This window comes from Geomonas ferrireducens (assembly GCF_004917065.1).
In the GTDB taxonomy this organism is placed as follows: Bacteria; Desulfobacterota; Desulfuromonadia; order Geobacterales; family Geobacteraceae; genus Geomonas; species Geomonas ferrireducens.
In genome coordinates, this window is record NZ_SSYA01000002.1 from 1 (window position 1) to 25951 (window position 25951).

Annotated in this window: 26 protein-coding genes and 3 tRNA genes; 6 read left to right on the forward strand and 23 right to left on the reverse strand. The window is 56.8% G+C overall.

Annotated features, from left to right (window positions below; genetic code table 11):
- The 5 genes from E8L22_RS21385 to E8L22_RS21960 form a co-directional block, all read right to left on the reverse strand.
- Nucleotides 1-287, reverse strand: a 287-nt coding sequence (locus E8L22_RS21385; protein ID WP_198420138.1) for a hypothetical protein, incomplete at its 3' end; no start/stop codon positions are given.
- Between the two features lie 229 nt (nucleotides 288-516).
- The gene (locus E8L22_RS08835; RefSeq protein WP_136524857.1) at nucleotides 517-1005 is read right to left on the reverse strand and encodes a GNAT family N-acetyltransferase; all 489 of its coding nucleotides are present in this window, start codon (nucleotides 1003-1005) and stop codon (nucleotides 517-519) included.
- A gap of 24 nt (nucleotides 1006-1029) precedes the next feature.
- Nucleotides 1030-1515, reverse strand: coding sequence for a WbuC family cupin fold metalloprotein (locus E8L22_RS08840; RefSeq protein ID WP_136524858.1), 486 nt, complete (start codon nucleotides 1513-1515; stop codon nucleotides 1030-1032).
- A gap of 70 nt (nucleotides 1516-1585) precedes the next feature.
- Complete coding sequence (locus E8L22_RS08845; RefSeq protein WP_136524859.1) at nucleotides 1586-2332, reverse strand: SAM-dependent methyltransferase; 747 nt, start codon at nucleotides 2330-2332, stop codon at nucleotides 1586-1588.
- A gap of 306 nt (nucleotides 2333-2638) precedes the next feature.
- Nucleotides 2639-2998: a Fic family protein gene (locus E8L22_RS21960; RefSeq protein WP_342792645.1), complete on the reverse strand. Its 360-nt coding sequence runs from the start codon at nucleotides 2996-2998 to the stop codon at nucleotides 2639-2641.
- Nucleotides 2999-3263: 265 nt separating this feature from the next.
- On the opposite strand from E8L22_RS21960, the gene cls reads away from it, so the two are divergent.
- Nucleotides 3264-4472 (forward strand): cardiolipin synthase, encoded by a 1209-nt coding sequence (gene cls / locus E8L22_RS08855; RefSeq protein ID WP_246044596.1) that lies wholly within the window; start codon nucleotides 3264-3266, stop codon nucleotides 4470-4472.
- A 343-nt stretch (nucleotides 4473-4815) separates the two neighbouring features.
- Here the strand turns inward: cls and E8L22_RS08860 are convergent.
- Nucleotides 4816-4890 (reverse strand) — tRNA-Gly (locus E8L22_RS08860).
- A gap of 132 nt (nucleotides 4891-5022) precedes the next feature.
- Between E8L22_RS08860 and E8L22_RS08865 the strand changes: the two genes are divergently transcribed.
- Genes E8L22_RS08865 through E8L22_RS08875 form a run of 3 tightly spaced genes read left to right on the forward strand, consistent with a single transcriptional unit; the run spans nucleotide 5023 to nucleotide 6293 of the window.
- Nucleotides 5023-5640 (forward strand): hypothetical protein, encoded by a 618-nt coding sequence (locus tag E8L22_RS08865; protein WP_136524860.1) that lies wholly within the window; start codon nucleotides 5023-5025, stop codon nucleotides 5638-5640.
- A gap of 12 nt (nucleotides 5641-5652) precedes the next feature.
- Nucleotides 5653-6087: an acyl-CoA thioesterase gene (locus E8L22_RS08870; protein WP_136524861.1), complete on the forward strand. Its 435-nt coding sequence runs from the start codon at nucleotides 5653-5655 to the stop codon at nucleotides 6085-6087.
- Nucleotides 6084-6293, forward strand: a complete 210-nt coding sequence (locus E8L22_RS08875; protein ID WP_136524862.1) for a hypothetical protein — start codon at nucleotides 6084-6086, stop codon at nucleotides 6291-6293. Before E8L22_RS08870 ends, E8L22_RS08875 begins: the two co-directional genes overlap by 4 nt.
- Nucleotides 6294-6512: 219 nt before the next feature.
- Here the strand turns inward: E8L22_RS08875 and gluQRS are convergent, their stop codons facing one another.
- From gluQRS to E8L22_RS08890, 3 genes are all read right to left on the reverse strand, one after another.
- Entirely contained in the window at nucleotides 6513-7442 is a 930-nt protein-coding gene (gene gluQRS / locus E8L22_RS08880; protein WP_246044672.1) for a tRNA glutamyl-Q(34) synthetase GluQRS, read from the reverse strand.
- Nucleotides 7443-7496: 54 nt separating this feature from the next.
- Nucleotides 7497-7808, reverse strand: coding sequence for a pyrimidine/purine nucleoside phosphorylase (gene ppnP, locus E8L22_RS08885; protein WP_129126907.1), 312 nt, complete (start codon nucleotides 7806-7808; stop codon nucleotides 7497-7499).
- Between the two features lie 66 nt (nucleotides 7809-7874).
- A complete protein-coding gene (locus tag E8L22_RS08890; protein ID WP_246044597.1) occupies nucleotides 7875-8180 on the reverse strand; it encodes a hypothetical protein in 306 nt (101 codons plus the stop codon).
- A gap of 268 nt (nucleotides 8181-8448) precedes the next feature.
- Here E8L22_RS08890 and E8L22_RS08895 point away from each other — a divergent pair, with 268 nt between their 5' ends.
- Entirely contained in the window at nucleotides 8449-9138 is a 690-nt protein-coding gene (locus E8L22_RS08895; protein WP_136524865.1) for a hypothetical protein, read from the forward strand.
- 81 nt (nucleotides 9139-9219) lie between these two features.
- Here the strand turns inward: E8L22_RS08895 and glnA are convergent, their stop codons facing one another.
- From glnA to E8L22_RS08910, 3 genes are all read right to left on the reverse strand, one after another.
- Nucleotides 9220-10632, reverse strand: a complete 1413-nt coding sequence (gene glnA, locus E8L22_RS08900; RefSeq protein WP_136524866.1) for a type I glutamate--ammonia ligase — start codon at nucleotides 10630-10632, stop codon at nucleotides 9220-9222.
- A gap of 38 nt (nucleotides 10633-10670) precedes the next feature.
- Nucleotides 10671-11009 carry a P-II family nitrogen regulator gene (locus tag E8L22_RS08905; RefSeq protein ID WP_129126904.1) on the reverse strand — a complete coding sequence of 113 codons (339 nt, stop codon included), beginning with the start codon at nucleotides 11007-11009 and terminating at the stop codon, nucleotides 10671-10673.
- A 357-nt stretch (nucleotides 11010-11366) separates the two neighbouring features.
- Nucleotides 11367-13448: a glutamine synthetase III family protein gene (locus tag E8L22_RS08910; RefSeq protein WP_281282984.1), complete on the reverse strand. Its 2082-nt coding sequence runs from the start codon at nucleotides 13446-13448 to the stop codon at nucleotides 11367-11369.
- A gap of 308 nt (nucleotides 13449-13756) precedes the next feature.
- On the opposite strand from E8L22_RS08910, the gene E8L22_RS08915 reads away from it, so the two are divergent.
- The gene (locus tag E8L22_RS08915; protein WP_136524868.1) at nucleotides 13757-14491 is read left to right on the forward strand and encodes a peptidoglycan DD-metalloendopeptidase family protein; all 735 of its coding nucleotides are present in this window, start codon (nucleotides 13757-13759) and stop codon (nucleotides 14489-14491) included.
- 60 nt (nucleotides 14492-14551) lie between these two features.
- Here the strand turns inward: E8L22_RS08915 and hrpB are convergent, their stop codons facing one another.
- From hrpB to E8L22_RS08970, 11 genes are all read right to left on the reverse strand, one after another.
- Nucleotides 14552-17038, reverse strand: coding sequence for an ATP-dependent helicase HrpB (gene hrpB, locus E8L22_RS08920; protein WP_136524869.1), 2487 nt, complete (start codon nucleotides 17036-17038; stop codon nucleotides 14552-14554).
- 4 nt (nucleotides 17039-17042) lie between these two features.
- Complete coding sequence (locus E8L22_RS08925) at nucleotides 17043-17717, reverse strand: HAD family hydrolase (RefSeq protein ID WP_136514496.1); 675 nt, start codon at nucleotides 17715-17717, stop codon at nucleotides 17043-17045.
- A 31-nt stretch (nucleotides 17718-17748) separates the two neighbouring features.
- A complete protein-coding gene (locus E8L22_RS08930) occupies nucleotides 17749-18672 on the reverse strand; it encodes a phosphatase PAP2 family protein (protein WP_246044599.1) in 924 nt (307 codons plus the stop codon).
- 231 nt (nucleotides 18673-18903) lie between these two features.
- A tRNA-Glu gene (locus E8L22_RS08935) sits at nucleotides 18904-18978 on the reverse strand.
- Between the two features lie 242 nt (nucleotides 18979-19220).
- Nucleotides 19221-20351, reverse strand: a complete 1131-nt coding sequence (locus E8L22_RS08940; protein WP_198420140.1) for a TIR domain-containing protein — start codon at nucleotides 20349-20351, stop codon at nucleotides 19221-19223.
- Nucleotides 20352-20379: 28 nt separating this feature from the next.
- The gene (locus tag E8L22_RS08945) at nucleotides 20380-21498 is read right to left on the reverse strand and encodes an SH3 domain-containing protein (protein ID WP_162604811.1); all 1119 of its coding nucleotides are present in this window, start codon (nucleotides 21496-21498) and stop codon (nucleotides 20380-20382) included.
- 152 nt (nucleotides 21499-21650) lie between these two features.
- Nucleotides 21651-22718, reverse strand: a complete 1068-nt coding sequence (locus E8L22_RS08950) for a tyrosine-type recombinase/integrase (protein WP_162604812.1) — start codon at nucleotides 22716-22718, stop codon at nucleotides 21651-21653.
- Nucleotides 22719-23298: 580 nt separating this feature from the next.
- A tRNA-Gln gene (locus tag E8L22_RS08955) sits at nucleotides 23299-23372 on the reverse strand.
- A gap of 42 nt (nucleotides 23373-23414) precedes the next feature.
- The gene (locus E8L22_RS08960; protein WP_136524872.1) at nucleotides 23415-23969 is read right to left on the reverse strand and encodes a 2-oxoacid:acceptor oxidoreductase family protein; all 555 of its coding nucleotides are present in this window, start codon (nucleotides 23967-23969) and stop codon (nucleotides 23415-23417) included.
- A 69-nt stretch (nucleotides 23970-24038) separates the two neighbouring features.
- Nucleotides 24039-24779 carry a thiamine pyrophosphate-dependent enzyme gene (locus E8L22_RS08965; protein ID WP_136524873.1) on the reverse strand — a complete coding sequence of 247 codons (741 nt, stop codon included), beginning with the start codon at nucleotides 24777-24779 and terminating at the stop codon, nucleotides 24039-24041.
- 15 nt (nucleotides 24780-24794) lie between these two features.
- Nucleotides 24795-25865, reverse strand: coding sequence for a 3-methyl-2-oxobutanoate dehydrogenase subunit VorB (locus E8L22_RS08970; RefSeq protein ID WP_136524874.1), 1071 nt, complete (start codon nucleotides 25863-25865; stop codon nucleotides 24795-24797).
- Between the last annotated feature and the right edge of the window lie 86 nt (nucleotides 25866-25951).

A 25951-nucleotide genomic window follows, 5' to 3' on the forward strand; every position in this document is an offset into this window, starting at 1 on the left:
TCCAGAGCGGTCAACGACTCGTGCGGAGCGGTCAACGACTCGTTCGGAGCGGTCAACGACTCGTCCAAAGCGATCAACGACTCGTCCAGAGCTATCAACGACTCGTTCGGAGCGATCAACGACTCGTTCGGAGCGATCAACGACTCGTCCAGAGCGGTCAACGACTCGTGCGGAGCGGTCAACGACTCGTTCGGAGCGATCAACGACTCGTCCAGAGCGGTCAACGACTCGTCCAGAGCGATCAACGACTCGTCCAGAGCTATCAACGACTCGTTCGGAGCGATCAACGACTCGTTCGGAGCGGTAAACGACTCGCCGAGCGCGGTAAGGGACTCGTCGGTAGCGATCAGTGACTTTCGGCCATCCCCCTCTCCCTCTGGGAGAGGGCGGGGTGAGGGCGTCGGCAGCAGCGATTCCCTTCGGGCAGCGCCCTCCCTCCCCTTCGCAGAGGATCCGCTAAGTGGCAGGCCCGGAATCTTCACATAGGTGGGGACGTAACGCCTCTCTTGGTCTGGGTTATAGATTCACTCGTTTACCCAAAATAGACAGGCTGTATTCCTTCCCGTCCATTTCCGCGATATTTGGCAGTTTACCCCACTCCTCAAAGCCGAATGACTTGAACAAGCGGATGCTGGGTTCGTTGTGTGAAAATATGAACCCGACAACGGTCTTGATCTGAAGTCCCTGCGTCATCTCCAATGCCTCTGCGAGCACCTGACGCCCGAGCCCTTTGCCTCTTTGTTCAGGCGAAATATAGATACTTATCTCGGCAGTGTGGTCATACGCTGGGCGGCCGTAGAAGGACTGAAAACTCACCCACGCAACTATTTGGCCGTCTCTTTCACAGACCAACAAGGGACGCTTGTGAGGCTCATGCCGCCGAAACCATTCCATTTTGGATGCGACACTAACCTCTGCGGTGTCGGCAGTGGATTGTCGCGTCGGTACCGTTGAGTTATAGATGGCTACGATTGCTTCAAGGTCATGCTCTGTTGCGATTCTCATGGCTGTGCTCTCCCCAAAGTCCTGTCATCGAGTCCCACAACCGGGCCAATGTTGCCCGCCCTCGGCATCGCGGAACCAAAGCATGAGTTCCTTGTGCTTGTCGTCCTCGGCGGAAGGCGACCAGGAGGCGAAGTCTTCCTCTTTGAAAGGAGCGTAAGGGCCGTGTTTGACTTCAAAGATGACACCACCGGTATCAAGAGAGAGGACCGCATGCCATGTCGCGGCCGGAATTTCAACCACGGAAGCACCTTCACCCAGTACTGCGCGATCGATGACGACGCCGTCATCATCAAAGGTCAAGACGACAAACCGGCCCCGCAGCGGGGTCAGAATCTCCCATGTCTTGAGATGGCGATGTGGGCGAATATAGGTATCCGGTTCCATTGCTATCGCTAAACGCTGGATAGGGTCGGACAGTTCGGAATGAAGGTTACGATTCATCCGCTTGCGTGGGGATTGTTCTGCTTGGCTGCTAAGGCTGGAGAGGTCGTCGATAGAGATGGTTTTCATAGAAGCTCCCGCAATGAGTTTTGCGGGCGAGCGTAGACCGAATCGTTTAACTTTGCAATTCCGATTTTAGTTACCGCGGCATCAGCGCGAATACGCCCCAGCCCAGGTATTCGCGCGTGTATGCGGCGTAGCGCTGCGGTTCCGAGGTCAGTTGCGCACGGACCTCTATCGCTAACTCATCGTCTGGATTTGTTTCAAGCCATCGGCGCATGGTGAGCCATTTGGCCGCCTCATATCTGTCCCAGCCGTCCTGATCGGCCAGCACCATTTCAACGACGTCATAGCCCAAGCGGCTAAAAGAAGCGAGCAGTTCCGGCAGCATGAGGAAATCGGAGATCAAATTGACCAGACACCCTTTGGCAACATCGTCCGTCAGAGGTAACTGTCTCCAGTAGGGCTCGCCGATGAGGATGATCCCTCCGGCACGCAGGCTCTGCGCCAAGAGCTCGATAGTGCCGGCGACTCCACCGCCGATCCAGGTGGCACCGACACACGCCGCCACACCGACCTTGTCGTCCGAGACATAGCCGGCAGCATCACCATGGATGAACTGGACTTGTTCGACGACGCCAAGTTCTTCGGCGCGGAGCTTTGCTTGCTCGCTGAATAATTGGCTCATGTCGATGCCGGTTCCGATGATTCCGTAATCGCGGGCCCAGGTGCACAGCATCTCCCCCGATCCGCTCCCTAGATCGAGCACCCGAGTCCCCTTTTCCATGCGCAGTGCCGCACCGAGAGTTGCGAGCTTTTCGGGAGTGAACGGGTTATGGATGCGGTGAGCACTTTCGGTGATGTTGAAGATCCGGGGTATGTCCATTTCGGAATTCCTTTATGGGTTACGAGTAGGTTCAGCCAATCACTGAAAGAGTGCTATTCCTACCACAAGTTGCCTAGTCTTCTCAAATAAACACATAATTCTGATGCATTACACCCGGTAATAAAGTATATCGTTCAAGCTATGAAAATTCACTTCTTGAAACCAATCGTTATCTGAAGAACCGGGTTGCCAGGAAAAAGGCGTTAGAGCGTAACATCGCTTCATCGTCTGCAATCGAAGGCATCCGAGTTACCCGTGATGCCAAAAGCGGTCGATTCGTGTCGCAGGAAAACCTGGAGTTACAGGCTAAGCAGCCTGTGACGGGGTCACTATAATACCTGCAAAAAGCTTCTGCATTGGTATGTAATCCCTGTCCAAACCGGCACGAACCGCTGCAAAATAAGGCTCCCGCGTTTCCCCATCCCAATCACTAAAATCCAGTATTGGCAATCCTGCCTGTAATGCCATGAGCGTCGCCAGCATGCGCCATAATCGTCCGCTCCCCTCCCTGAAAGGATGTATCAGCATCAATTCAACATGCACTTCTGCTGTTACAATGGTGGACGTCTGACGCAAACACCCTACAATTGGCAGAAGAGCCCTTGTGTCGGAGACCCTCTGAGGGCCGCCCCCTCTCTCTTTGAAAGAGCAGAAAACAACAAACACCAGTATCGGTCATGCCGGTCAGCCTGGTGGTGACCAGTTGGAACAAAAGCACGAAATCAACGGTTACCTTCGTTCTGTTTTAATCATGGTGTCCAATATGCGATTGCCAGTATCGTTAGTTTTGATCGTTTCCTTCGGATTAGCTTCCGGGTGCGCAACCCTGCCCAAAGCATCTGAAGTCATAGACAAGGTCCAGTCTGACGGTACCCCCCCGCGGATATCGTCGATTGCCGGAGTGTTGTCCCCAAAACAGAGCAGGAATATCATGGATCGTCTGAAAGCATCAGCCGGCCCGACGGAGGTTCTGGAGCGCCAGATCGCGGTAAACGAGGAGGTGAGCGGAAGCCCCCTCATCAAGGGGAACAGAGTAAGGCTCCTTGTCGACGGACCCGCCACGTTTGCTGCCATGTTCAAGGCGATAAAGAGCGCGAGGCACACGGTAAACATGGAAACGTTCATTTTTAAGGATGACGAAACGGGGCACAAGCTAGCGGATCTGCTCATCTGGAAACGGCAGGAAGGAGTCCGGGTGAATCTCATATACGACAGCGTTGGGAGTATGGCGACATCCGCTTCATTTTTCAAAAGGTTGCGGGACAAAGGCGTCAACGTCGTCGAATTTAATCCGATAAATCCGCTGAAAGCTTCGAAGAAGTGGCGGCTGGCTTTGCGGGATCACCGAAAGCTACTGGTCGTGGACGGCAAGATGGCGATAACCGGTGGGGTCAACATCAGCCAGGTCTATTCGAGCAAGTTCGTCGGTGAAGGAGAGGACACGACCAAAATTCCATGGCGCGATACGGACATCCTTATAGAAGGTCCGGCCGTGGCTGAATTACAGAAGGTATTTCTCCATGCATGGACGATGCAGAAGGGGCCGGTTCTGAATGACAGGGACTACTTCCCGGTACAGAAGGAGTACGGCAACAACCTGGTGCAGGTCGTAAAGAGCAGTCCCGGCGAAGCGGGCAGAACCACCTTCATCATGTATGTGTCCGCAGTCGCCTTCGCCGAGAAATCGATTCATTTGACGATCTCTTATTTCGTTCCTGACCGGCAGATGATAAAAGCTCTATGCGATGCCGCCCAAAACGGGGTGGACGTCAGGATCATCCTGCCGAAAACCAGCGATCAGAATCTGGCGCTATATGCAGGAAGGTACTATTATGACGAGCTGCTGGAGTCGGGTGTCAAACTTTATCAACGACGCAACGCCATCCTGCACGCCAAGACCGCAGTTATAGACGGCGTCTGGGCAACCGTCGGATCTACCAACCTTGACTTTTTAAGCTTTTCCCAAAATTTCGAGATAAATACGGTCATTTTAGGCGGAGATTTCGGCGCCAAAATGGAGAATATGTTCACTAAAGACCTCGCCGAATCCGATCCAATAAAGAATGAAGAATGGGAAAAGAGGCCATGGAGCTCAAGGATAAGGGAGTGGTTTTCGCACCTCTTCTCTCATATGCTGTAAAAAGCGGTCTCCTTTGCCATCGCTGAAAGAGTTGCTTTTCCGCTGACAAGACACTGCCGCCCGGCGTGTACTGCTAATCGCGAAGGACAGTATATTTACATTGATCTCGGCTAATCGCGCGTGCTAATAATCTGCGTCCCGTCCTGCTAGCGCCGGTCCGGACGAAGGGCTGGAATCTCAAAAGGTAGAGTTCAACGTTGGAGCAGGACCGTCTGAAGATCCTCGCCTACTTCGGGAGGGACTTCAAAAACGGCAGATAAGCGAAAGCCCCGGCCGCATGCGAAAGTTCATGCGAAAGCCGGGGCTTAAAGAGAAGAATCCGTAAGGATTACTTGTAGATAAATGGAGCGGGAAACGGGGTTCGAACCCGCGACTTCAACCTTGGCAAGGTTGCACTCTACCACTGAGTTATTCCCGCTCAGAAGAGATCCTGTTTATAGCAAACCGATGGCTCCCAGTCAACCCCTTTTTTTAATGACACGAAAAAATCCGGTACCCCCTCCTCCGCAAATGTCGTATCATATCGAGCGTCATCCGCTATACTCTCATCATGAGAAAGGACGACAAGATACGCAGCATGATCGCCAGCGAGGCGGCGCGGCTCATGTACGAGGACGGCGTCCGTGAGTATCGCGACGCGAAACGCAAGGCGGCGAAACGGTTCGGCCCCGAAAAGGCACTGTCGCTCGGCTCCCACCTCCCAACCAACGCGGAGATTCACGACGAACTCGCCAGTTTGATCGCGACCAGGGAAGAGAAAGTGCTTCCGGAACGGCTTTTGCGCCTGAGGCTCACCGCCCTCTCCTACCTGGAGTTCTTCGCCCCCTTTTCGCCGTACCTGGTAGGCTCGGTCCTCTCCGGGGCGGTCACCGAGCGCAGCGACATCGACATCCACCTATTTGCCGATGCTGTCGAGGATGTGGAGAAGATGCTTGCGGAGCACGGGATGGCCTTCCAGACCGAGACGGTCCCCATCAGGAAGGGGGGCGTGATCAGGGACTACACCCACATCTACCTCGAGAACGACGGAGTTGAGATCGAATGCTCCGTCTATCCGACCGAGGAGAGGCGCAACCGCACCATAAGCAGCATTACAGGTAAAGCGATGGAACGCGCCAACGCGGCACAACTGAAAAGAATCATCGCGGCCGGTATCAGGACGCAATGAAAAGGAGCTTTCATGGATAACAGGAAGGCGGAACTGATCGAGACCCTCCTCCCGAAGGATACGAACTCTTACGGCAACATCTTCGGCGGGGTCATCATGAGCATCATGGACAAGACAGCGGGGGTGGTCTGCTGGAGGTACGCGCGCAAGAGGGTCGTGACCGCCTGTGCGCAGCGCATCAACTTCCTCACCCCCATCAACGTTGGCGAGGTGATCTACTCGCGGGCCACCATCATCCACGTCGGGCGCTCGTCGATGGAGGTCGAGGTCGAGGTCGAGGCGGAGAACGTCACCGACGGCGAGAAGCGTCTCGCGGCGAGCGGCATATTCACCATGGTGGCGGTGGACGAGAACTGGCATCCATCTCCCGTCCCGCAGTGGCAACCGGTTACCGAGGCTGAGATTGAGAAGTGGCGCGCGGTGGAGAAAAGGAGAAAGGAAGCGTGAGGCCTTCAAGTTTCCTGCTGCTAGGCTTTCTCTTTCTCTCGGGATGCGAGACGCTGAACGAGGCGATGGTGCGGCACATGATGAAGGAACCGGGGATGAGCGGAGAGATGCTGGACCAAATCAGGGAAGGGTTGCAGAGACGGGAACAGGGTCCTCCGGAGAAGCGGGAATCGCTGCCGGCTTCACCATTTCTCGACCAGGGATGAATAAGGGTAGCACTGGGTTCAAAGGCAAATCCCCCCTATCCCCCCTTCGCGGAGCGCTACGGGGGGCAAGCTCCCCCTTCGCAAAGGGGGGGACACTTGGCCACGCTCACTATTTCGTGGCAACAACCCCTTTGCTCCCAGAATTTCCCGGGTTCGCAAAGGAGGGAACGTCAGGGCTCTTGCAGCGCTTCGTGGAGAGCTGTACGGAATTCTTCTGCTTTAAAGAAAGGGGGCCGGGGTGCGAGGAACGACGCCTGGCTCGAGGTGGGTGACTCCCCAGGCGAGCACTTCCGCGGGCGGGGCGTCCTGCAGTTCAGGCGGCGGGGCTTGGCCCAGAAAACGAAGTGCGGCACAGAGGAGCCTGCCGCCATCACGGTCGAGGTCGCGACCGGCAGCAAGAGAAACGGCGTTGTCGCGCTTGCTTAGTTTCGAGCCATCGGGCCCGGTGACCAGCGGCAGATGGTAGTAATCAGGCGTCGGGAATCCAAAGATGCGCTGCAGGTAGATCTGGCGCGGCGTGGAGGCCAGGAGGTCGCAACCGCGCACCACCTGATTCACCCCGGAGGCGGCATCGTCGACAACCACGGCGAGATGGTAGGCATAAGGGCCGTCGGCCCGGTGGATGACGAAATCGCCGCAGGACGCGGAGAGATGCTGGCTGTAGCGCCCCATGATGCCGTCCTCGAAGGAAATCACCTCATCGTAGACCTTAACCCGCAACGCCCTTTCCACCTTTTCCGGCGGCAATCCTTCCCTGCACACCCCGGGATAGACCAGCTCCCCTTCGTGCGGTGCGGAGGCGATCTCGGCGATTTCCTTTCTGGTACAGCCGCACGCGTAGGCAAGGCCCTTCTGCTGCAGCTCCCTCGCTGCGGCACGGTAATGCTCGGTCCGCCGGCTCTGGTAGAGCACCTCGCCGTCCCACTTAAAGCCCAGCTTCTCCAGCGTCGCCATCATGTCGTCAGCGATACCCGGGACCACGCGCGGCAGGTCCAGATCCTCCATGCGCAAAAGCCAGAGGCCTCCGGCGCGCTTCGCGAGCAGGTAACTCCCAAGCGCCGCCACCAGTGAACCGACGTGCAACGGTCCGGTAGGGGAAGGGGCGAAACGGCCTACGATGCTTTTTGTCTCGGATGGTTGGGAAATCAAGGTCACGCTCGTGCCCCTTGCCGGAGGATCAGCCTCGGCAAGGGGCGTCATGTCTTAGAGGTAGGAGCAGCAGTAGTCGGTGACGGCGGTTACCTTGAGCTCAAAGCTCGCATTCTCGGGGACCTCGAAGGCCTCCCCGCCCTTGATGGCGACCCAGTCAGGGGAACCGGGGAGCAGCACGGTCAGCTCACCCGCCATGATCTCCATCACCTCGGCGGAGCCGGTGTTGAAGCTGTACTCTCCCGGCATCATGATGCCCAGGGTCTTGCGGGACCCGTCAGGGAAGAATACGGTACGGCTGGTGACCGCCCCGTTGAAATAGACGTTGGCCTCTTTGACGACGGTTACATTGTTGAATTCAGACACGAAGAACCTCCAGTTTAGTTATGTTGATTACATTTAGTGACGGCGGTCCAGCGGGACCAGCCGTGGCTATTTTTCCCAGTCGCCGCTTTCCCAGCGCTCGAGCGCTGCCTGCGCCCTGAAACCTATCAACCCGGGCAGCGCCGCGATAGCGGTAAGGGCCACCACGCAGCGTCCTGGGGCCTCGCGCATGGCATAGACGGCTACCATCCCGACAACCGCCGGGTCTGGATGGCCGAGTCGAAGCAGAAGTTCATCAACTCCTCCCTCGCGCTTGAGTGCCGCATAGTAGCGATTAAGGTCCGCGACTTCAGCGGCAGCCGCCTCATCGTCCATGGCCTCCATGGCCGCGGCATGCCGCAACGCCCCTCTCACGAACCACTCGACCAGCTTTTTCACTTTTTCATGTTGCAGCAAAGGGTTCCCTCGGTGCGGCAGTAGGCAATATCGCAGCAGAAATTAGCAGCTTTTCCACCGTCCAGCAAGGAGAAAGACTCGTGACCGTAATACCTGCTGCGCCTTTTATAATGGTCTCGGTTCATCGAGTGATTGCGCCGGTTGCTGATTGTATTTGTTGACAGCTATTAACTCGAACTATATAGTGCCGACTAATTAGTCAACAAATATAAAAGGAGCACGGATAATGCTAAAGAAGGTAAGGACACAACTAGGAGCAGCACTGGCACTGTCTTTCGTCATGATGATGAATAGCGGATGCACTCACAACATGAGGCTGACAAATGCCGATGATTTCTTCACTCCTCCAGCAGCGGCACCTAAGCAGACCATAAAGCTCGGCGTCACATCCAGTAACATGAGCCAGCCGCAAAACAGCAGGTACATCGCCGCAGTTGTCGATGCCCTGCAGAGAAACAGCGCAGTGGAAAGGGTGATTTATCCCTACAACACCGCCAACAACAAGGACCAGGCCGACGCGGTCATCGACCTTTCGGTAAACCCGCGCTACGACGGCAAGGGGTCAAATTTCTTCGTAAACTGGCCCGGCTTCCTGATCTTCGCCCCCGCCATCTGGGGTTACGGATACACGGCTGACATCGGCACCGAGGCCACTATCACCAATCTGAAGAACGGGAAATCACAACAGTTGTCGATACCCGCGAAGTACGAGTTCAGGCAGGCGGAGATCGACAGGACCTGGACCGAGCTCGGCTGGTTCGAAGTCGGCATCATACCTCTCATCGGCGGCATCGCCTTCACCGGGTACGACGACGACCTGACCCCGGAGTTCATCAGAAACGTCGCGCCGAGCTACGGCCCCTATGTGGCGGCAAAGGCGACCCGCGCCGTGTTCGACAGCCTGGGCTACAACTAACCCGACAACCAAAGATCGAGATGCGAAAAAGGCGGGGGAAAAATCCCCCGCCTTTTTTGCTGCCCGTATGAGCAGATCTGCCTAGATGTCGAAGTACAGTGCGAACTCGAGCGGTACCGGACGCATACGGACCGGGTTGACTTCGGCTTCGGTTTTGTACTCGATCCACTTGTCGATGACGTCCGGGGTGAAGACGTCGCCTTTGTAGAGGAACTCGTTGTCTTCCTTGAGGGCGTTGAGAGCCTCCTCCAGGCTGCCCGGAGCGGACGGGATGGTGGAGAGCTCTTCCGGGGAAAGACCGTAGATGTCCTTGTCCAGCGGCTGGCCCGGATCGATCTTGTTCTCGATGCCATCAAGACCCGCCATCAACAGTGCCGCAAAGGCGAGGTAGCCGTTGCAGGACGGGTCCGGAGTACGGTACTCGATCCTCTTCGCCTTCGGATTGGAGGAGAACATCGGGATGCGCAGCGAAGCGGAACGGTTACGGCTGGAGTAAGCCATGTTCACCGGAGCCTCGAAGCCCGGCACCAGACGTTTGTAGGAGTTGGTGGTCGGGTTGGTGAAGGCGCAGAGGGCACGGGCGTGCTTGATGATGCCGCCGATATAGTACAGAGCCATCTGGGAAAGCCCGCCGTATTTGTCGCCGGCGAAAAGGTTGGTGCTGTCTTTCCAGAGGGACATGTGGCAGTGCATACCGGAGCCGTTGTCGCCGTAGAGCGGCTTCGGCATGAAGGTGACCGTCTTGCCGTTGCGGTTCGCGACGTTCTTGATGACGTACTTGAACCACTGGAGCTGGTCAGCCATGTCGACCAGCGAGGAGAAGCGCATGTCGATCTCGGCCTGGCCGCCGGTGGCGACCTCGTGGTGCTGACACTCAACGCGGATACCGACCTTCTGGAGTTCCATCACCATCTCGTTACGGAGGTCGTTCTGGGAGTCGGTCGGCGCTACCGGGAAGTAGCCTTCCTTGTGGCGCGGCTTGTAGCCGAGGTTCGGGAACTCTTCACGGCCGGTGTTCCAGGCGCCTTCGACAGAGTCAACGGCGTAGAAGGAGGAGTTGGAGGTGGAGTCGTAACGGACGTCGTCGAAGATGAAGAATTCGGCTTCCGGTCCGAAGTAAGCGGTGTCGGCGAGGCCGGTGGACTTCAGGTAGCTCTCAGCCTTTTTCGCGATGTTACGCGGGTCACGGGTGTAGCTCTCTTTGGTGATCGGATCGAAGATGTCGCAGATCAGGGAGAGTGTCGGAACAGCGGTGAACGGATCCATCTTTGCGGTGGTCGGATCCGGGAGGATGATCATATCGGAAGCGTGAATCGGCTGCCACCCACGGATGGAGGAGCCGTCGAAGCCCTGCCCTTCCTCGAAGGTGTCCTCGCCGAACTCGCTCATCGGCACGGTGAAGTGCTGCCAGATGCCGACGAAGTCCATGAATTTGAAATCGACCATCAGCACGCCGTTTTCTTTGGCAAACTCCACTACTTGTTTTGGTGTCATCTACTGTCTCCTTTCAAATTAAGTAAAGAATCAGCCGACTAGAGAGCGTCCTCGCCCCTCTCACCGGTCCTGATCCGGACTACTTCTTCTACGGGGGTGACAAAGATCTTGCCGTCGCCGATGCGACCTGTTTTCGCTGCCTGCTCGATGGCGTCTACCACCTTGCTTACCACTTCGTCGGACACGATGATTTCCATCTTGATCTTCGGGATGAAATCAACCACGTACTCGGCGCCGCGGTAAAGCTCGGTGTGCCCTTTTTGACGACCGAAACCTTTGACCTCACCGATGGTGATGCCCTGGATACCGATCTCATTGAGTGCTTCTTTCACTTCATCAAGCTTGAAAGGTTTTATGATTGCTTCGACTTTTTTCAAGGCAGTTATCCTCCGCTTGTTGTTCAGTGCGCCGCGAATTATAGATACCTTGCCATTGAATTGCAAGGTTTAATAAACCGCTGGCTGGTGCTTGGTGACCCTGCTGCAAGACTTTGGCCAATCGCCTGGAAGGTAAACACCCCTTCCTGATTCCGGGAACTTAGCCGGGGCGGCCCAGCCTCCGGCAATCAAGGCAACAAGACTGTTGCCTAAAACTTACGCAGGCCATTGTCTGCAATATGTCCAATCAGACAACGGTTTGATTAACTAGTTATTTATTAACACGTCCTAGCGGCAAAGCTGAAACAGGAGCCCCGTCAAGAGGCTCCTATTGTCAGGCAAGTAAAGATTCGGGGATTACAGAACGAAAAGCATTTCCCTGTAGGTCGGCAGCGGCCAGCACTTGGCAGAGATGATTTTCTCCAGCGCATCACCGGTGGAGCGCAGCTCGAGCATCTTGGTGAAGACGTTCGCCCTGAATGCGGCGGCCTGCTTGTCTGCATCGGCGATGCCGTTCGCCTCTTCAAGGGCCTTCTCAAGCGCCTTGGTGTTGGCGCTCATCGCGGCAAGCTTGTCGCTGAGCTCTTCCAGCAGTTCCTTCTGGGTGGAGACGTCCAGCTTGCTGGATACCGCGGTAACCGCATTGATGGACGCTGCCACCGTGGTCGCATACTCGATGGCGGTGGGGATGATGCTGTGGTTGGCCATGTCGATCATGGTCAGCGCTTCGATGTTCAGGGTCTTCACGTACTGCTCGACCATGATTTCGTAACGGGCATGCAGTTCCTTCTCGCTGAAGACGCTGTGAGCGGCAAACACTTCCTGCGCTTCCTTGGAGATCAGCTCCTTGAGTGCCTCGGGAGTGCTCGGGATGTTCGGCAGGCCGCGCTTGGCAGCTTCCTGGACCCACTCGTCGGAGTAGTTGTTGCCGTTGAAGATGACGCGCTGGTGTTTCTTCGCGGTTTCCTGCAGCAACCGGTCGAGGTCGGCGTCGAAGTTGGTGGATTTCTCCAGCACGTCGGCGAATTCCTTCAGGGCCTGGGCGATGATGGTGTTGATGATGATGTTCGGGCCCGAGATGGAGAAAGAGGAACCGAGCATCCTGAACTCGAACTTGTTGCCGGTGAAGGCGAACGGCGAGGTCCTGTTCCTGTCGGTGGCGTCTTTGGGCAGCGAAGGAAGGGTGCTGACGCCGATGTCCATGTGACCGCTCATCTCAGAGGATTTCGTTTTACCCGCTACGATCTGGTCGATGATGTCGGCAAGCTGCTCGCCGAGGAAGACCGAAATGATCGCCGGAGGTGCTTCGTTGGCGCCCAGGCGATACTCGTTGCCGGCGTTGGCGCAGGAGCAGCGCAGGAGCCCGGCAAAGGTGTCCACAGCCTTGATGGTTGCCATGAGGAAGGTAAGGAACTGGGCATTTTCATGGGGGGTGCGGCCCGGCTCGAGCAGGTTCTGCCCGTCGTTCGAGCTCATGGACCAGTTGTTGTGCTTGCCGGAACCGTTGACGCCTGCAAACGGTTTTTCGTGCAGCAGGCAGACCATGTCGTGCCTGAGGGCAACACGTTTGAGAACCTCCATGACCATCTGGTTGTGGTCGGTGGCGATGTTGGTGTTCTCGAAAATCGGGGCTATTTCGAACTGTCCCGGCGCCACCTCGTTGTGCTGGGTCTTGGCGGAAACACCGAGCTTCCACAGTTCTTCATTCACTTCCTTCATGTACGCCAGCACTCTTTCCTTGATGCTGCCGAAGTAGTGGTCTTCCATCTCCTGTCCTTTGGAGGACATAGCGCCGAAGAGGGTTCTCCCGGCCATCATCAGGTCGGGTCTTTGCAGGTAGAAGGACTTGTCGACCAGGAAGTATTCCTGCTCAGCTCCGACGGTCGAGGTAACCCTGGTTGCACTGGTGTTTCCGAACAGTTTAAGAACACGCACGGCCTGCGTGGAAAGCGCTTCCATGGAACGAAGCAGAGGAACCTTCTTGTCCAAGGCCTCACCGGTGTAGGAGCAGAAGGCGGTGGGGATGCAGAGGGTGACGACGTCGGCCTCTTCCCTCAGGAAGGCAGGCGAGGTGCAGTCCCAGGCGGTATAACCCCTCGCTTCGAAGGTCGCCCTCAGGCCGCCGCTCGGGAAAGAGGAGGCATCCGGCTCGCCCTTGACCAGCTCTTTACCGGAGAACTCAAGCAGAGCGCCGCCATCCGCCGGCGAAATGAAGGAGTCATGCTTCTCCGCGGTGATGCCGGTCATCGGCTGGAACCAATGGGTAAAATGTGTTGCACCTCTTTCAACTGCCCACTCTTTCATTGCCGAAGCGACAACATCTGCGATGGAGGGATCCAGCGGCAGACCTTCGTCTATGGTTTTCTTGAGGTTCTTGAAAACACTTTTCGGCAGCCTATCTCTCATTACGGACTGGTTAAATACATTTTGCCCAAACATCTCCACGGTGCAGCCTCCTTTTTGTGCAGCGGTGTCTAAAAAATAAGCAGAATGCTTATCGAAGATTTCAGAGTTCCAGGCATTTACAGTCAATCACGCCTGAGTTACGGTTATTAAGCAAGAGAAGTGCCCAGTCAGGCAACCCAATGATTAATATTCGCACACCCATCAGCCCCATCACTGGCACAAGCGCCGCCCGGTCCGTAGATACAAATAGCTGCCACTTGCAAAGCGCCGACAATACTAATATAGTACGACTGCCTCAAGCAGAGTGAGACGCTCCCCGAAGTCCGGACCAAGGATCAACAGTGAAGAAACATGCAATCACACGACGGTGGAACGGAACTTCACGGCTGGCGCTTGCACTGCTACCTGCCTTATTCTGCCTAATATCGAAGCAGAGTGCCTACGCTGACTTCTACCGATACACCGACGAAAACGGCGTAGAGGTCTTCACCAACACCCCTTCCAACAAAAGCGCGGTCCGTATCATCCGCGAAGCGCGGAAACCAAAACAGACGAACCTGCCGGCGAGAACCACAGCCAAGACGCCGTCCGCATCGTCCGAGCCTGCCGGCACAGAAGGGCTCCTCCCGGTCCAGGGGGTAATCACCTCCGGATACGGCATGCGCCATGACCCAATCGACGGAGGTCTGCGACATCATAACGGCCTGGACATTGCGGTGCCGACCGGCACTAAGGTGAAGGCGATTGCGGCGGGAACGGTGGTCGAAAGCGGCATGCATGGGGGGTACGGCAACTTGGTAACCATACGGCATGCCGACGGCATGGTCTCGATGTACGGGCACAACGCGCAGTTGGAGGTCAAGGTCGGGGACCAGGTGACGGCGGGGCAGACCGTGGCGCTGTCAGGCTCGACCGGGAGATCGACCGGCCCGCATGTGCATTTCGAACTCTGGAGGAACGGCGTGAACGTGACGCGTAACTATCTGGAGACAGGCGCAGGTATCCCTGAAGTTGCCGACAGCATCAGGAGCTACGTACACAAGGACGGGTCACTGGTCTTTACCAACATCAACTGAACCGGCAATCAACGCTTCCCTTCGTCCCCTCTCCCTCCGGGTCGCCGCACAGCACCACAATTACATTCTCTTCTTCACATGCCTTGTTGCGGGGGCGTTCCATGGGTCGTCAGGCCAGGGATGCCTAGGGTAGCGACCTTTCAATTCCTTGCACACCTCGCGGTAGGCACCGTTCCAGAAGCTTTTAAGGTCGGCCGTCACCTGGATGGGACGCCTCGCAGGCGACAGCAGGTGGATCAGTACCGGCACCCTCCCCCGCGCAAGCCTTGGTGTCTCAGTCAAGCCGAACATCTCCTGAAGCTTCACCGCCAGAAACGGATCCCCCTCTGCCGGATACTCAAGCGAAACGCGGGACCCGCTGGGGACCTGCAGGTGCGTGGGTGCCTCCCGCTCCACTAGCTGCTGCTGCCGATAGTCGAGAAGGGCCTTCAAAGGCTGCAGCAGATCCGCCTTGGCAAGCTGTGCGAGGCTCCGCACCCCCTGCAGGTAGGGGAGCAGCCACTGCCCGACGTTTTCGGTAAGCGCCTGGTCGGAGAGGTCGGGAAGCTCCTCCTCGGGGAGCACCCGTGCCAGGAAGCGCACCCGGTTGCGGTACTGCGCCGCCTGCTCGCTCCAGTTCAGCCCGCCGATGCCAGCCCCAGACAGTATCCCCTGCAGAAGCGCAGTAGCCACCTCCTCCTTCTCGGGGACCGCAGCCCGCTCGGAAAGTACAACCGCGCCAAGCCGCTCTTCATCCCGGGCTACCACCCTTCCCTCGCGCTCTTCCCAGAAAACCCTGCGCTCGCGCGTGATGGCGCCCGCGCATCCGGAGCGGACCGCCTCCAGGGAAACCGCGCTCGCCATGTGTATGTCCGCCTCGCCACCCCCCCCCTCGACTTCAACAGCGACGATGAAGGGCTGCGCCCTCAGGTTACTGCGCGTGGAGAGTTTGGCGCCGGTGCCGTTGGCCATCAGGTAGCGCCCGGAGCCGGGACTCCTCTCGCGCGCAACGCGGTCCGGATAGGCCATAAGGAGGAGCCGCCCCACGGTAGCCGCATCGGCATGGATCGGAGCGTCCGACACCCCGAGGGCGCCGCGGAAGTAGGCGGCGAGCCGTTCGACCGTGCGCGTCCCCTGTGGGTCACGGCGTTCGCCTAACGCGTCCAGACGGTCCAGCAGATCGCTATCGGAAATGCTGCCGCTGCCACGCGGCATGAGGTCACGTTCCGAGAGGATGGCGGCGAGTTTACAGGCGAGCGGCGCATGTCCCGCGGCGAGCGAACCCACCAGCATGGCGGCAAGGCGCGGGTGCATGGGAAGCGCCGCCATCCTCGCCCCCAGGTCGGTGAGGGTGCCGCGCGCATCGAGAGCGCCCAAGGCGCGCAAGAGCGCCCGACCTTCGGCGAGATGGGCGGCCGGGGGTGCGTCGAGAAAGCTAAGCGAAGCGGGATCGGCCACGCCCCACTGCGCCAGGTCCAGCGCCAGCGGAGCGAGGTCGGAAACCTTGATCTCGGGGGGGGTGAAGGGAAGCAGAGCGCTCTGGGTGTGCTCGGTCCAGAGGCGGTAGCAGGCGCCGGGGGCTACGCGGCCGGCGCGGCCGGCGCGCTGCTGGGCAGAGGCGGCCGAAATGCGCATGGTGTCGAGGCGGTTCAGGCCGGTCGAGGGATCGTAACGGAGCTGTCGGGAATAGCCGGTATCCACCACCACACGCACCCCCTCGATGGTGAGGCTTGTCTCGGCGATGTTGGTGGCGAGCACCACCTTGCGGCGCTCTCCCGGGAGGATGGCCCGCTCCTGTGCCGCAAAAGGAAGGTCCCCGTAAAGGACGGCGATCATCACCCGGGAGCCTACCTGCCCCTGCAGGATGTTCTCGCAGCGCCTGATGTCGCCCGCCCCCGGCAGGAAGACCAGAAGGTCCCCTTCGGTCTCGGCAAGCGCCTTCATGACCCCGGCGCAGGCGGTTTCGGCGAGCCTCGTCGCAGGCTCGGTCTTGAGATAACGGACGTCGACCGGGAACTGGCGCCCTTCGCTGGTGACGAGGGGCGCACCGCCAAGGAGTTTCGCTACCGGCTCCGCATCGAGCGTCGCCGACATGACCAGCAGGCGCAGGTCCTCGCGCAGCCCGAGCTGCACGTCGCGGCACAGGGCAAGGGAGAGATCGCAGGTGAGGCTCCGTTCGTGGAACTCGTCGAAGATAACCGCCGAGACCCCTTCGAGGAGCGGGTCGCTTTGCAGACGGCGCGCGAGGATCCCCTCGGTGACCACCTCGATCCGGGTCGCCCGGGAGACCTTGCGTTCGAAACGGATGGCGTAGCCTACCCGCTGACCCACCTCCTCGCCGAGGCACTGCGCCATGTAACGGGCGGCGTTGACCGCGGCAAGCCGGCGCGGCTCGAGCATGATGATTTTTCCGTCGCCGAGGAAAGGGGCGTCGAGGAGGGCAAGAGGGACGCGGGTGGTCTTGCCGGCGCCGGGTGGCGCCTGCAGCACGGCAACGTTCCTTTGCGTGAGGGCCGCGATCAGCTCGGGGAGGACCCCGTCGATGGTGGTGGCGTTCCGGCTTTGCATTGCGCTATACGAGGAGGCTCAGCCCCTCGATATCGACCCCGACCAAGGAGTTGACCACGCGGCTTGCGCCGGAGAGCTTCTCCCGCGGGTAGCTGTTGGTGACGGCAAGGACCTTAAGCCCCGCACCGGTGGCGGAGGTGATCCCCGCCGGGGTGTCTTCGACGGCGATCGAGGCCGCCGCGTCGACCTTGCCGGGAAAGCGCTCCTGCAGACGCTGCACCGCGAGACGGTAGCTCTCGGGATCGGGCTTGGAGGCGGCGACCTCGTCCGCGGTCACCTTGACGTCGAAGGCGTCGGTGAGTCCCAGCTGCTTGAGGATCGGCTCGATGTCGCTTTTGAGGGCGCCGCTGCACAGGGCGAGCGGGAGGGTGCCGGAGATGGAACGGATCAGCTCGACGACGCCGGGGTAAGCCGCCACGCCACCGGAAACGATGTCGAGGAAGGCAGCCGCCTTGCCGCGGATCAGCTCCTTCAGCTCGTCTTCCGAGAGCGCGCGCCCGTGCACGCGGAAGGCCTCGCGAAAGGCGTCGCGATCGTCGAAGCCGATGTAGAGCTCCATGTACTCCTCCCAGGAGTAGCCAAGGCCCAGGGGGACCAGCAGCTCCTGGAAGGCCTTGTAGTGCAGCGGTTCGGTATCCACGATGATACCATCGAAATCGAAGATGACTGCGTTCAGCATGGGAAGCTCCTTATATATAATTTGGCTCTTTTCAGAATTTGCCTACAACGGCGACGGCCGGGGTCCCCTCGATGGAGAGCGGGGCGATGGTGACGCCGCCGGGAGCGAGGGAGCGGTATCTGCCGACGGTGGCTCCGGCCAGCTCACCAATGGCGGCGGCAAGCACCACATCGCTCGCCCAGTGCCTGGTCTGGTACACGCGCGAGAAGGCGACAAGCCCTGCTCCGCCGTACCAGGCGAGTTTGCCGGCGACGCTGTCGGTCCTGGAAGAGAGGACGTGGGCAAGCGCGAAGGAACTTGCCGTGTGCATCGACGGAAGTGAGTCATAGCCACCCTTGTACTGCAACGGGCGATAGCTCGTGCTGCTCTCCACCTGGTACGGGCGACCGCGCCCGATGACGCCTTTAAGCACGAAGACCGTACCGTCGGCCAATAAAAGCGCCTCCCCCATCTCCTCACCCAGGCCCATCACCTTCGTGTTATCGGTCGCAGCCCCGGCGCCGTAGAAGACGGCGGCGACGCCTAGGTGCAGCAGCGGATCGCTTACCGCGTTCCCCACGTTGGTAATCCCTTTCATCACACCATGGTGGGGGCCGGCAAACTCGTCGCGGATCTTTTCATCGAAGACATAGGCAACCCCGAAGAGGGTGGCGGCCACTGCTGTCTCGGTGAGATAGGGATCGACCGGCCCCTTGAGGAATAGCTTCGTCTCTCCGGCGAGGCGCCCGGCCTCATCGGAGACGGCCTTGCCGCTGGTGAAGACGTTTTCCGCAGCGTGGAGCGGCGTGGTGAGAAGAAGGAATAGGAGGCTCAGGAAACCGATGAGGGACGGGATACGGGACGGTCGGGGCCCAGGGGCATGTTGCCTCAAAGGGAGGGTCGAGCCTACACCGTCCCCCCCTTTGCGAAGGGGGAGCCGCCCCCCCGTAGCTTCGTTGCGAAGGGGGGATTTCAAGTCAACGGCAAATCCCCTCTGTCCCCCCTTCGCAAAGGGGGGGACGCGAGTTCCCGTGCAGCGCTTCGTGGAGAGATCAATCCCACGCCCCGGATTTCGCGAAGAAACCTCAGCAAAAGCGGTAACACAACAGTCTCGCATGGTTCTTCGAGAGGACATAACCCTGGCTCCCTGGTGTTCCGGGGTTGGACAAAAAAAAACAGCGCCCTGCTTCTGGCGCTGTTTTTAAGGTGGTGATCCCAAGGGGACTTGAACCCCTGTTACCGACGTGAAAGGCCGGTGTCCTAACCACTAGACGATGGGACCTAACTATGTAGCAGCTTGCAATGAAGCTGGATTAGCTATGGCTGGGGTACAAGGATTCGAACCTTGGATGACGGAGTCAGAGAACACTATAACCGCTGACAATGCAGCAGTTTACGCAATCCACACCAGCTAGTGTTCAGCCGTCAACTATGTAGTAATAGTTCCTTATGACCCGAGAAGACCGCCAAAATAATATGATTTCGGACTTTTGTCAACATGTTTTTTCCCTTTTCAAAAAGGAGTTACTTAGGGGAAGGCAAGATCTCCTCGCGTTCGAGCACCTGTCTAATTTCTTCAAACTTTGCTGAGATGTTGCCTTTAGGAAACCGAATTTGACCAAGCCCCTGAATATTAGTGAATTCTTCGCACCCTTCCTCTAACAGGACAATCGCTTTTGTGAAACCCAGTCTGCCTTGGAATAGCCCCACCTCATGGATTACATTCATTCGGGCATGAAGACTGCCATCAGACTGCTCGTCCTCAGCTGTCATGATTACGAATGCACAGGCGGCAGCGTCAAGCATCTCGTTGAGCCTTGCGATATTAGTGATACCAGCAACAGGTACGCGGTTAAACTCCTCGTACGGCAGTTGGAGGCGGTCCTTGATAAAATCCTTTAGATCGCGCCACACAAATGACCGCCCGTGACCGATGAAGATTTTGGTACCAACGTGATCGACGTAGACTTCTTTGCCCCTAGCGCGGGCAATGTGGGCGGCAATTTTTTCAATGCGCCGCGCAAGCTCGCGGCAGTGCACTGATGGTTGATGCGCAGCCATCACTCTTGCCTGCACTTGGATATGCGGCGGCACCCATATCCCTTGCTGAGCTGCTCGTAGGTCCCTCGTTATCGTTTTCCTCCGGGGAGACATCTCATTGGCAATATCGGCAGCGTCAAAAACTTCAATTTTCTCGATCTCGTCAGATAGCTTTCGAACAAAGGAATCATCATGATTTGCGAGATACACGGCACTCACTGACAAGACATCATCCTTCACACTAGTTAGCAGCTTCAAACCTTCCTTCGCCTTCATTTCAGCCACACGGAGAGATACCGTGGATTCTTCATTAAGCAAAAGATTCAAAACATCATCATGTTTACACTCAACCCAATTGGGATTGGCAACACCAACGTATGAGGGACCTTTCCCCTGTTCAACATTGAAATGGTCTCCTGCAGGAGGAGTTTGGAAGTTTTTATAGTAAACATTTGCATGATAGCCAATCCAAGAGCCACTAAAACTTCCATCGAAGTGCTTAGCACGGAGCAACAAATCATTAACAACAGCGGTTTCAGGTGAGGTCTCATAGACATCAGAAAACTTAAGAAGCGACTGACTAGCCGCCAAAAGCTCAGATTCGGGATTGCTCATGTCTATAACTTCCTTTCCAGGCAGAACTTCAATTAGTTTTGTATTTGAACTTCCCGAGATAACGGGTAAACACGTAACCTGTTATATTCTCATCATTCAGGTCACTGACATAGATAATACGTGTCCAACTCTTTCGCTTCTGTAAAATACGCACGACCTTACCTGGATGTATCTCATCAACAACTGAATCAGCAATTGAAGGTCCTTTCCTGACCTTTAACGTTGAAGTTGCGAATCTGTAACTGTTAAGAACTTCCTGAGAAAATGCCTCATGCGGTGCTAGTTTAGCGACTTTAACCTTATTTTTTTTCTGATTTTTAGTTATACGATCCCACTGTTCTTCCAAATATGGTATGGTAAGCGTTGAAACTACATTCACTATATAGGGAATGACCACCAACACTATTACGGCAGCTAAAGGCTTTTTTAGCTTCTTAATATAGGCTTGCAAATTCTGCAACGTCGTAACGAGCGACACAGAGCTCTTTTGCGAAGCAAAGAAGTCGGCTAAAGCCAAATTTAGTTCGTCCGGTTTTACAATACCATTATCAAAATAGGCAGCGTCTGGCTGTAACTCGGAGATCCCTTCCGGCCTAGCTTCGCTAAGAATTGTTCCGACAAGTCTTTCAAGTTCAGAGACGTATTGGGCATAACCAGATGGTTTTACAGTCTGAGTCAGTAGCTGATGTTGAAACCCAAGCCACTTATCTATCTGCTCCTGCACCCCCCGATGAGGCTCCAACCATTTATCAACCTGCTTCTGCAAAAGCCTATGAGGTTCAAGCCACTTCTCGACTTGCTCCTGCAATCGCAGGTTAGACTCAACCAATCTGTCCACCTGTTCTTGCAGCCGTTGACGCTCCAGCAGTCTATATCCCTGCCACTTCTCAATTTCTTTTTGCACTTGCAGTTGAGGCGCAAGTAATCTGTCCACCTGCTCTTGCAGCCGTTGATGTTCCAGTTGTTGATATCCCAGCCACTTCTCAATATCTTTCTGCACTCGCAGCTGAGGCGCAAGTAACCTGTCCACCTGCTCTTGCAGCCGTTGATGTCCAAGGCACTTTTCTATTTGCTCCTGCATCCGGATCTGAGGCTCCAGTATTTTTTGAACCTGACTTTGCCACTGCGATTCATACCATTTGCTCATTCGCTGTCCCAATCGCCTTTTAGGCTCTAGTCTCTCTCCGGCATACATGGAGTGCGGGGAGGTTGATCCGTTGCCGCCGTTGTCCTAGCAAAGGCGCTCACAAGTCTTTAAACATATAAAATTCCAGGGCCTCTGTCAAAGGGTTAGGCTTTTCACGCAGTGCTCTTTAGTTCTTTGGCAAATTTGCCCATGGCTTTTTTGAGTTGTTCCATGCTTAAGGAAGCGTACTTCCGACTCTGGTTTATATCTGCATGATCGAGGAAATCTGCTACAACCCTGATGTCTCTGGTTGCAGCGTACATGTACGTTCCTGCTGTGTGCTTTGTATCGTGGAATCTTTTATTTTCGATGTGGCAACGCTTCAGGACCTTTTTGAAATGGGTGTCAAAAAACGAGAAGGAGATATGACGGGGTGACCGATCCCCACAAAACATCCACTCACTGGCTACCTCTTGGGGTGACAATTGGGCGAGGTATTTTTCGAAGAGTCGAGCAAGGGCAGGAATAATAATTACATAATGTATATATTCCCCACGCTTTCGTGAGCTTGCGGGCAGCGCTATTGTATTTTCCTTAAAGTTAAAATAACTTTTCTTAATAGTGCATATGGTTCTTCTCCTGAGACCAGCAAAGCATCCAAGGCCTATCATCGGCGGCAATCGTTTATCAATTTTTCCCGCCTCTTCCAGGATAAGTTTGATTTGTGCAGCAGCGAAAAATGAGGACTCCCTACTATCATTTTCCTGAAGAGCAGGAACGATAGCAAGCTGATTGTAGGATAGGTAACGGCTGCCATCGAGCGCGAGAATCCTCCCCCTGACGAAGCAGTTGAACATATTCAAAATGGTGGACCGCGCCCTGTTGATGGTGGAGTTGGTGTGCCGCCACTCTCTACGACAGTAGACCATGTAGGCGTCAAGATGTTGTGGTAAGAAGTCGTTAATGTGCTCTGGGAGACGCCGCGCCAGCTCTGGGGGTAGTTCAGCCTGCCCCTTGACACTGAAGCCATAAAAGAATGGGGTTAGGAAGGTGTCAATGCGTTGCTGGTAAAATCTTGCGGTAACAGTTTTTTTGGACTCTAAATAAACCTCATATAGCTTTACAGCCTCTGTCCAAGTGAGCCGCCTGTCCGATGGCATATATTTGTCTGTTTCCACCTCATGGATTTTTCTTAGGAGGTATGTGGTGGCAAATTCTTTGGTCGAGCTTACCGCTTTCATAACTTCTTTGCCGTCCGAAGCGTAGGTAACGTACCATTTATCGGAATAGTGCGTCGGACATCCGCAAAGAGGGCATGGCGGCGGATCCTTCGCTGGATGTTGTACACGTCTGCTCAGATGCCCACATGTGCAAAGCCACAATTTGAATACTGACCCACGTCCTCTCATGCCCACCCCCATCGACCCTTTCAGTTAATGAAGCGTAAGCCCATTCTTCACTTAATAAGAGAATAGCACGATCTGAAGGCACGTTGGAAAGCATTTACATATATGCGTTTTAGGTGACGGAGTTTGACCCCCAAGATGATCGGCTGACTTTATGCCGATAACACAACGTATTTTGTCATGTTTTGTTCTGCGTTGTTCTGCGTTCAAAAGGTTTAATCTTGCCGCGAAATTCATAACTATCTGAATTTACACAAAAACGTTATAGATCAATAGCTTGCAATCTATAAATGCATCAAAACCGGGCAAAAAGAAGAGGCTAACCGGTTTAAAATCAACATGTTAGCCTCTTTTGTGGCCAATTTCAGCCAACAAAAAAGGAGTTACGCTAATCGCGTAACTCCTTGATTTTGTTTGGCTGGGGTACAAGGATTCGAACCTTGGATGACGGAGTCAGAGTCCGTTGCCTTACCGCTTGGCGATACCCCATCGTTGAGAGACCAGATTAATACCAGAATCGTAGAACCAAAGTCAAGCTTCTTTTTTCGACTTTGCCACCTGCGCCCCGGTTTCTATCGCCTTCACGTTGGCGGGGATGAACTTGTGGTTGCGCTCCGGCAGCGCCTGGGCCAAGGCGCCGGAAAGCGACTCCATCTGCACCGCTCCGGTAAGCGCGACGTAGGCCCCCACCGCAACCATATTCACCATCCTCAGGTCGCCCAGGTCGGTGGCAATATCGTTCATGGGGACCGGGATGATGGTGATGTCGCTGCGGTTCAGCTCGGTGATGTCGACGAGCGACGAGTTGACGATCAAAAGGCCGCCGGGACGCACCTTGGCGCCGAAGCGCTCGAGCGACGCCTGGTTTAGGACCACGAGCACCGCCGGTTGCCCGAGCACGGGGGAGCCGACCGCGCCGTCGGCGATCACTACGGTGCAGGTGGCGGAGCCGCCACGCTTTTCCACGCCGTAGGCGGGGAAGTAGCTCACGTTCTTGCCTTCATCTATAGCCGCATAGGAAAGCAGGTTCCCGGCAAGGAGCACGCCCTGCCCGCCAAACCCGGCTATCAAAACTTCTGTACGCATCGTCCCTCCTCAAACTGCAGAACAGGTTCTACGTTCTGCGTTCTAGGTTCTACGTTAAAAGGGCCTTCCCTAGGCCTCTTCTTTCTTGAAGATGCCGAGCGGGAAATACGGAATCATCTCCTCGCCTACCCGCGCGTTCGCCTTGAGGGGATTCATCCCCCAGTTGGTCGGACAGGAGGAAAGCACCTCCACGAAAGAGAACCCTTTCCCCTCGGCCTGGTACCCGAACGCCTCGCGCATCACCTTCTTGGCCTCGAGAACATGCTTGGGCGAGTCCACTGCGACACGCGCCGAGTAGGCGACGCCGCCCAACTGCGCCATCAGCTCCGCCATCCGGATTGGGGAACCGTCCTTCGACTTGTCCCTGCCGTACGGCGAGGTGGAGGTCTTCTGGCCCACCAGGGTGGTGGGGGCCATCTGGCCGCCGGTCATGCCGTAGGTGGTGTTGTTCACGAAGACGACGGTGATGTCCTCGCCGCGGTTCGCGGCATGGATGATCTCCGCGGTGCCGATGGCGGCAAGGTCGCCGTCACCCTGGTAGGTGAAGACGAAGTTGTCGGGCTTCGCGCGCTTCACACCGGTGGCGACCGCGGGCGCCCTGCCGTGCGGGGCCTCCACTACGTCGATGTCGAAATAGCCGTAAAGGAACACGGAGCAGCCGACCGAGGCCACGCCGATGGTTTTATCCTGGACGCCGTACAGATCCATCGCGTCGGCCACCAGGCGGTGAATGGTGCCGTGATGACAGCCGGGACAGAAATGGGTCTGAACATCCTTCAAACTTTGCGGTCTTTTGAAAACCTGCTGCATATCTCCCCTCCCTGCCTAGCGCGCCGTGTCGTCGTACTGCTTCCTGATCACCTCGAGAAGTTCCTCTGGCGACGGCAGCGAGCCGGCTCCCGGCGGCCTGCCATAGAAGGAGACCTGCGCCGCGGCGCCAACGGAGAGGCGCACGTCCTCGACCATCTGTCCGGTGTTGAGTTCCACGACCAGCACCTTGCCGGCACGACCGGCAGCCTCGGCAAGGGCCTTCTCAGGGAACGGGAACAGGGTGACCGGACGGAAAAGACCGACCTTCATCCCCTCCTCACGGGCCATGGCGACGGCAGTATGGGCGATCCTGGCGACGGAGCCGAAGCCGGTGACGATGAGACGGGCGTCGGCAGTCTCGTACTCCTCGCTGATACACTCCTTCTCCTTCATCACCTGGTACTTCGCGTGCAGGCGCCAGTTGTGCGCCTCGAGCTCGCCGTCGCCCAGGAACAGCGATTTAACCACGCGCTGCTCGGCGCCGCTTTTGCCGCGCACCGCCCATCCCTTCTCCGGGAGTTCACGCACCGGACGTGCGTTCGGGACGAGCGCCTCCTTCATCTGCCCGATCACCGAGTCCCCCAGGAGCATGACCGGGGTGCGGTACAGGTCGGCGAGATCGAAGGCGTGCATGGTGAGGTCGTACATCTCCTGCACCGAGTTCGGGGCGAGGACGGGGATGTGGTAGCCACCGTGCCCGCCGCCCTTCACGGACTGAAAATAATCGGACTGGGAGGCGTCGATGCCGCCAAGGCCCGGTCCGGAACGCGAGATGTTGATGATCACGCCGGGGAGTTCCGCGCCGGCCATGTAGGAGATCCCTTCCTGCTTGAGCGAGATCCCCGGGCTCGAGGAGGAGGTCATGGCGCGCACGCCGCATGCGGAGGCGCCCAGGAGCATGTTGATCGCACCGATCTCGCTCTCAGCCTGGATGAACTCGCCGTTCAGCTTCGGAAGCTCACGCGAGAGATATTCCGGAATGTCGCTTTGCGGGGTGATCGGATAGCCGAAGTAGTAGCGGCAGCCGGCTTCGACAGCCCCCATGGCCGCGGCTTCATTTCCTTTAACAAACAGCCGTTTAGACAATTGACCCTCCCACGGTTCCTGCTCGCTCGGATGCACTTCGAGACACCGACATCGACACGGACCGGTCGATCCGCTGCGACATCTCT